This window comes from uncultured Limosilactobacillus sp. (assembly GCF_934202235.1).
Classification (GTDB): domain Bacteria; phylum Bacillota; class Bacilli; order Lactobacillales; family Lactobacillaceae; genus Limosilactobacillus.
In genome coordinates, this window is sequence record NZ_CAKPXS010000065.1 from 1 (window position 1) to 5,808 (window position 5,808).

8 protein-coding genes and 1 tRNA gene are annotated in these 5,808 nt (G+C 45.1%); 8 read left to right on the forward strand and 1 reads right to left on the reverse strand.

All coding sequences use genetic code 11. From position 1 onward, the window contains the following. Positions 1 to 74: transfer RNA gene (locus Q0E49_RS07700), tRNA-Asp, on the forward strand. Positions 75 to 258: 184 nt separating this feature from the next. Here the strand turns inward: Q0E49_RS07700 and Q0E49_RS07705 are convergent. Beyond that, positions 259 to 753, reverse strand: a complete 495-nt coding sequence (locus Q0E49_RS07705; RefSeq protein ID WP_295747711.1) for a hypothetical protein — start codon at positions 751 to 753, stop codon at positions 259 to 261. 244 nt (positions 754 to 997) lie between these two features. Between Q0E49_RS07705 and spxA the strand changes: the two genes are divergently transcribed. The 7 genes from spxA (at position 998) to Q0E49_RS07740 (ending at position 5,704) form a co-directional block, all read left to right on the forward strand. Continuing rightward, on the forward strand, positions 998 to 1,399 hold the full coding sequence (gene spxA, locus Q0E49_RS07710) for a transcriptional regulator SpxA (RefSeq protein ID WP_295747714.1): 402 nt from the start codon (positions 998 to 1,000) through the stop codon (positions 1,397 to 1,399). Positions 1,400 to 1,520: 121 nt separating this feature from the next. Then, a complete protein-coding gene (locus Q0E49_RS07715) occupies positions 1,521 to 2,207 on the forward strand; it encodes an adaptor protein MecA (RefSeq protein WP_295747716.1) in 687 nt (228 codons plus the stop codon). Positions 2,208 to 2,307: 100 nt separating this feature from the next. Then, on the forward strand, positions 2,308 to 2,487 hold the full coding sequence (locus Q0E49_RS07720) for a competence protein CoiA family protein (RefSeq protein WP_295747718.1): 180 nt from the start codon (positions 2,308 to 2,310) through the stop codon (positions 2,485 to 2,487). Further along, positions 2,471 to 3,343: a competence protein CoiA family protein gene (locus Q0E49_RS07725; protein WP_295747720.1), complete on the forward strand. Its 873-nt coding sequence runs from the start codon at positions 2,471 to 2,473 to the stop codon at positions 3,341 to 3,343. The genes Q0E49_RS07720 and Q0E49_RS07725 overlap by 17 nt, the downstream gene beginning before the upstream one ends. A gap of 82 nt (positions 3,344 to 3,425) precedes the next feature. Next, positions 3,426 to 3,959 carry a TetR/AcrR family transcriptional regulator gene (locus Q0E49_RS07730; protein WP_295747723.1) on the forward strand — a complete coding sequence of 178 codons (534 nt, stop codon included), beginning with the start codon at positions 3,426 to 3,428 and terminating at the stop codon, positions 3,957 to 3,959. 1 nt (position 3,960) lies between these two features. Then, positions 3,961 to 5,022 carry an ABC transporter permease gene (locus Q0E49_RS07735; RefSeq protein ID WP_295747726.1) on the forward strand — a complete coding sequence of 354 codons (1,062 nt, stop codon included), beginning with the start codon at positions 3,961 to 3,963 and terminating at the stop codon, positions 5,020 to 5,022. Positions 5,023 to 5,032: 10 nt separating this feature from the next. Beyond that, entirely contained in the window at positions 5,033 to 5,704 is a 672-nt protein-coding gene (locus Q0E49_RS07740; RefSeq protein WP_295747729.1) for an ABC transporter ATP-binding protein, read from the forward strand. Positions 5,705 to 5,808: the final 104 nt, after the last annotated feature.

The following is a 5,808-nucleotide window of genomic DNA, read 5'->3' on the forward strand; positions in this document are numbered from 1 at the left end:
GTCCGTTGGTCTAGTTGGTTTAGGACGCATCCCTGTCACGGATGAGATCACGAGTTCGAGTCTCGTACGGACCGTTATTTGTACAACACGGCTTCAGTTTCCGCTGAAGTCGTGTTTTTTATAACTCCCTTTAGTACGCTAACACTTTGAGATTGATAAACAAATCTACTAACGGTAGCCATGAGATTGAAAAAAGTGATAATAAAAAGGCACCGGCAATTGACATCACCAGTGCCTTTTTACTTGTGGCTAAATAGTTTAATCATCAGCTAAACGGTAGACTTCCGTGAAGTGGTCGTTACGTGCACTACGGTCTGCAAATTCAACAATTTCACTGTAGTCAGCGCCGTCACGCCACGTATTCATCTTGTCGCGATCAATCCAGATTGTGATCAGGATGGTGCGTTGTTTGACATCGTCTCTCGTGCAAAGGAGGCCGCCGATCATCCCGTCTTTTTGACTCTTCTCCAATACTTCAGCAGCCTTTTTTCTAAAAAGCTCTTTATCGTGCTTACCCAAACGAAACGATTCGTAGCGAATTAGTCCACGAAATTCGATATTACCAACTTCCTTGAACGGGCGGAGGGTAATACCATAGTCAAAAATACTTTCTTTGCCGGACAGGTCAAACAAGGCGAATTTATCTTCATGTTTAACTTCTTCAAGGTAGGCGAACTGACGGTCGGGATTACCTGCTATCAGTTTTTTCAAGTTGTCCGGGGAACCAAAGGTCAAAATGATTTTATCAGTCATTGAGATTACTTCCTCACATTATTAATCGTTTTCAATACCATGATACACTACCATGAGCACAATATCTAACAAAAATTAGATTTTATCATTGAAGGGGAGAATTTCATTCATATTCACAAAAAATTCACAGAATCTTCCTTACAAAAAGTAAATAAATTCACCTGGAACTATTTTATTCGCCGGCTGATCGTCGTATAATATAGTCATAAAGCTATTGAATTGAAGAGTGAAAGGGAGGCATTTGATGATTACTTTATATACGTCTCCAAGTTGCACTTCTTGCCGCAAGGCTCGTGCATGGTTAAAAGAACATGATATTCCGTTTGCTGAACGTAATGTGTTTGCGGAACCGATGTCAATGGATGAGATTAAGGGTATTTTGCAGATGACAGAAAACGGAACGGAAGATATCATTTCAAAACGTTCCAAGGCTTATAAACAATTGAAGGTTAACTTAGATGAGTTGCCACTCAAGAAGCTTTATGCGTTGTTGCATGAAAATCCGGGACTGCTTCGTCGTCCCATTATCGTTGATGACCGGCGTCTTCAGGTTGGCTACAACGAAGATGAAATTCGGCGGTTCTTGCCGCGGCAAGTTCGGCGTTTGGAGCTACAAGAGGCACAAAAGCGTGCTAACTTAGGTTAATTTGCTAATCAGCAAAGCGGCGAGGAATCGTCGCTTTTTTTCTTGTAAGGGCAGATTCTTTACTTTTTCCCGTAAAACTGTAAAATTAGTGTATTAGTAATAATGAACGGAGGCGCTTGTCATGAAGATGGAACACATCAATGAAAATACAATTCGCGTCCTGCTCGGCAGTGACGACCTCAGCGCCCGTGGAATTACGGTCCTCGATCTGTTGGGCAATCACAAGCAAATTCAGGACTTCTTTTACAGTATCCTCGATGAGGTTGATACAGACCATGAATTTCGTGATAACGAAGCGGTAACCTTTCAAGTACTGCCGACGCGAACCGGGCTTGAATTATTTATCAGTAAGGCTGATCCAGAGAGCGGAGACACGAATGCGAATAACGATGCCATTTCCCGGTACATTAAGCGGGAAATGGTGGGCAAAGATCAGCCGTTGATTAACCCTGACCCGACTGTTGCGGACAAGGCCTCTGCTGAAGCCGAGCCGTCTGATGAATTTGGTGGTCAACCATCAACAACCCGGGTTGTTAAGTTTAACCACTTTGAAGATGTCATTAGCGTTAGTCATTTGATGGAACCGGTTGACCAGATGAGCAGTGATCTTTATAAGCTTGATGGCCAATACTTTCTGATTTTAACCTTCTTCAACGACGGGTCACTTGCTGAAGGGTTGATTGAAGACGTGATGGCGGTACTGAGTGAGTATGCTATTCAGACTGCGATCACCGCTGACATTATTGCGGAGCATGGCAAGATGTTAATGCAACATTCGGCGGTGGAACGGGTTCGTTATTATTTCTAAATCAATTATTAATTGACATTTTGGTGTTGCGATAAGCAGCACCATTTTTTTAGTTTATCTGCCGGGCAACTGTCGTACTTAATAACTGGGAGGAGATAAAATGAAAGTTGCATTATTGCACCGACGTCCGGTCCGGGCAGAATTATGTTTGAAAAGGGCAGATTATCGTTGTGCCGATTGTGGGCAGCAGGTTGTTTTGTGTCGAGGAACGAAAAAGGTGGCATACTTTGCCCACCACAAGCGTGACGAATGTGGTAGTAGTGATGGAGAAACACCCTAATCACGCCCGTGGTAAGCAACAAATTTATAATTGGGCACGAGCACAAGGGTGGCAACCGCAAATGGAGGTGTACCTTAAAGAAATTGCGCAGCGTCCAGATGTCCTGGTTCAAATTAATGGCCAACCAGTGGCACTCGAATTTCAATGCAGTCCACTCTCTGCCCAGCGCCTGCAAGAAAGAAACGATGGTTATCATCGACTCGGCATTGCCGTGTACTGGTTATTAGGACCGACTTATTATCGTCACCTCCGCGGTGGGGTAGTTTCACAATTTACCCAGCTTTGTGCGGATCACCCGCAGTTAGCTTTTTGGCGATTGGATCGTCAGCAAATTGAATTCCGGCAGAATTATTACCAACCCGTTCTTAGTCATTCAATGACTAGTACAGCAGACTTACTGTTGCACCAAACGCAAACGCTACAACGCCATATGCGTTACCGTGAGCGGCGCTGGCGCTCCTTGGTTAACCAAGCTTACTTGAACGGTCATCAGTTAAGTGCCTGTCCACTCGTTGCTCACCCGTTGGTTCCCCAATGGCCTTTATTAGAGCAGGGAGAATTGTATTGGCGTTTAGGAATTATTTTAAAGATGACCATTTGCCAGTCAGGGATGAGTTGGCAACGACGTGAGTGGAATCATTGGCTAATTCAGCAAGGTCGGTGGTGGGCAACTCCTTGTCTAACAAAGGAAAGCCGACAAAGGATCATTCAAAAATTCGTTGACCAATTTACAAGCGATTTGTTGGCCGCGGGCATTATTCAGCAAGACAATGATTGCCTCTGCTTGAAACGACAACCGCGGTGGTTTGACGATGACGCCGCCAAGGTTCAATACCTCCTTCGAGGAAAGAAATAGCATTAAGTTGACACCGTGTCATATTAATGCTATTTTTAAGACGACAAGTTGACACGGTGTCACAATGAAGGGGGGAGCCATTTTGCCATCAGCACAGTTTTTAAGATTACCAGCGGCTAAGCAGGAGAAGGTTACTGCAGCATTATTTCGTGAGTTTACCAGTCATTCCCTCGCGGATGCGCAGGTAGCGCGAATTGTCAAGGATGCCGGAATTGCCCGGGGTGCTTTTTATAACTACTTTACTGACCTTAAGGATGCTTATGCATACTTATTTGCACATGAAATGAAGCAAATTCACCAGTCACTTTTGTCGAACCCGAAGCACCAGCTTTCTGCCACTGATCACCTCCGGCAGACGACTAATTTTTTAAAAAGTGTTAATCAACAACGGTTACGGCAACTGCTAATTTTTCACTATCAAACTAATGCCGGCTTGTTACGACAAAACAAAGACCAACAGCAATGGCTCCCAGAACAAGAAGAAACTCCACGTCAATGGGCGATTAAGACGCTTGTTCACCAGGCAATCAGCGAAGCCATTCAGAATCCGGCGGTTGAAGAGAAAGTATTGCAGAAACTGAAAAAGTCCTTAGTGCTGTTGGAAGGAGAAGGTTAACGTGTTTTTAGCTTGGCGTGAAATTAAGCGGGAGAAGCTCCGTTATGGTCTAGTTATTGCAATGATCGTGCTGATCAGTTACTTGTTATTTATGCTGGTGGGTTTGATGGATGGTCTGAAAAATGAAAATACAGCTGCCATTGAATCGTGGCGGACCGAAACGATCTGGTTAAATCGGGATAGTAACGATCGACTGGCAGAATCAGTATTGACGCGTCAGCAGGTCACCAGCCTGCCACAAAATAGTCACTTTGCGCGAATTGGTGACCAGCCCGCTAAAATCACAGTGGATCGGCAACACCACCGTCATCCCCAGACGGTGCAATTGATTGGGTTAGCGCCAACGGAGTTTATCGCGCGCAACAAGGTCAAGTTAAGCAGCGGGCACCGTATCAGAAATAACCACCAGCTGGTGTTAGATGAGTCACTGAAGCAAAAAGGCTACCGCTTGGGAGAACGGGTAGTTTTAAGCGGCAGCAAAGAGAAGTTTAGAGTAGTGGGTTTTGCCCGTAACGCTAAGATTAATATTTCACCGGTGGCCTATGGAACATTGACGACGTGGCAACAATTACGGGGTGGCAATTTTGCTGCCAGTGCGGTGATTACTGACCAAAAATCTCAAGAAAGCGGAAGCGGCATGAAACGTTATCCGGTTAAGCAATTTATTAATAAGCTTCCTGGATACACCGCGCAAAACGCAACTTTGCAACTGATGATTGGGTTTCTGCTGGTGATTTCGCTGGTCGTCATTGCGGTGTTCCTCTATATTTTAACCATGCAAAAGAAACATCAATACGCGCTCTTGCGGGCACAGGGAATCCCAGCAAAGACATTGGTCATGGCGACGATTAGTCAGTCACTGGTACTGATGATAGTGGGGTTAATTTTCGCAACTGGGCTGACATTGCTGACAGTTCAATTGATCCCATCAGGAGTTCCGGTTATGCTCAAGGCAAGTAACATGTTTTTTATGGGAATAGGGCTGATTGCTATTGGTGTGGCAGGGGCGCTTTTGCCCGCATTAATGATTATCCGAATTGACCCACTTGATGCGTTGAAATGAGGGTGCCAAGATGAAGACAATTGAATTAAAACATGTTAACAAGGTTTTTGGGAGCGGTATTGGCCGCGTCCAAGCACTCAAAGACATTAACTTTACGGCCGACAGTGGTGAGTTAAGCCTGGTTTTAGGTCCTTCCGGCTCGGGGAAAAGCACCTTTCTCACTATTGCTGGTGGCTTGCAACGACCAACGAGCGGAGTAGTCAAGATTGGCGGGATTGACGTCAGCGCACTGTCGCCCAAAGAAAGCGACCAGCTTCGGTTGAATCAGGTCGGTTTTGTTCTTCAGAATTATGACTTATTGCCCTATTTAACCGTCAAAGAACAGTTTCAGCTAGTCAAGCGGGTGAGCGAACAAACAATCAGCCGGCAGGAATTAAAGCAATTATTGAACGACCTGGGAATCGCCCAGTTAGTCAACCAGTACCCATCGCAACTATCTGGTGGTCAGATGCAACGGGTCGCGATTGCTCGGGCATTGTACCAAAAACCAGCGATCGTTCTTGCTGATGAACCGACTGCAGCGCTTGATTCTCAACGCGTTAAAGTTGTCGGCCAGTTATTGGCCGACCTGGCCCATCAACGGGGTGAAACAGTGATTGTTGTGACTCATGATGAACGGTTACGGCAGTTTGCTGACCATGTTTATCAAATTATCGACGGTCAGATGACCGGTGAACATTAAACAGATTAGTAAAAGCCAGCGCTGAAAGGCTATAATGCCCTCTAAGTATACAGATGAAATAGAAAATTCATCTGATACTTGGAGGGCTTTTTCTATGACTAGGA

What these genes read in the sequence shown, in the direction of transcription:
- Q0E49_RS07705 (WP_295747711.1), bottom strand. Translation starts at nt 753, where the DNA reads ATGACTGATAAAATCATTTTGACCTTTGGTTCCCCGGACAACTTGAAA.
- spxA (WP_295747714.1), top strand. Translation starts at nt 998, where the DNA reads ATGATTACTTTATATACGTCTCCAAGTTGCACTTCTTGCCGCAAGGCT.
- Q0E49_RS07715 (WP_295747716.1), top strand. Translation starts at nt 1,521, where the DNA reads ATGAAGATGGAACACATCAATGAAAATACAATTCGCGTCCTGCTCGGC.
- Q0E49_RS07720 (WP_295747718.1), top strand. Translation starts at nt 2,308, where the DNA reads ATGAAAGTTGCATTATTGCACCGACGTCCGGTCCGGGCAGAATTATGT.
- Q0E49_RS07725 (WP_295747720.1), top strand. Translation starts at nt 2,471, where the DNA reads ATGGAGAAACACCCTAATCACGCCCGTGGTAAGCAACAAATTTATAAT.
- Q0E49_RS07740 (WP_295747729.1), top strand. Translation starts at nt 5,033, where the DNA reads ATGAAGACAATTGAATTAAAACATGTTAACAAGGTTTTTGGGAGCGGT.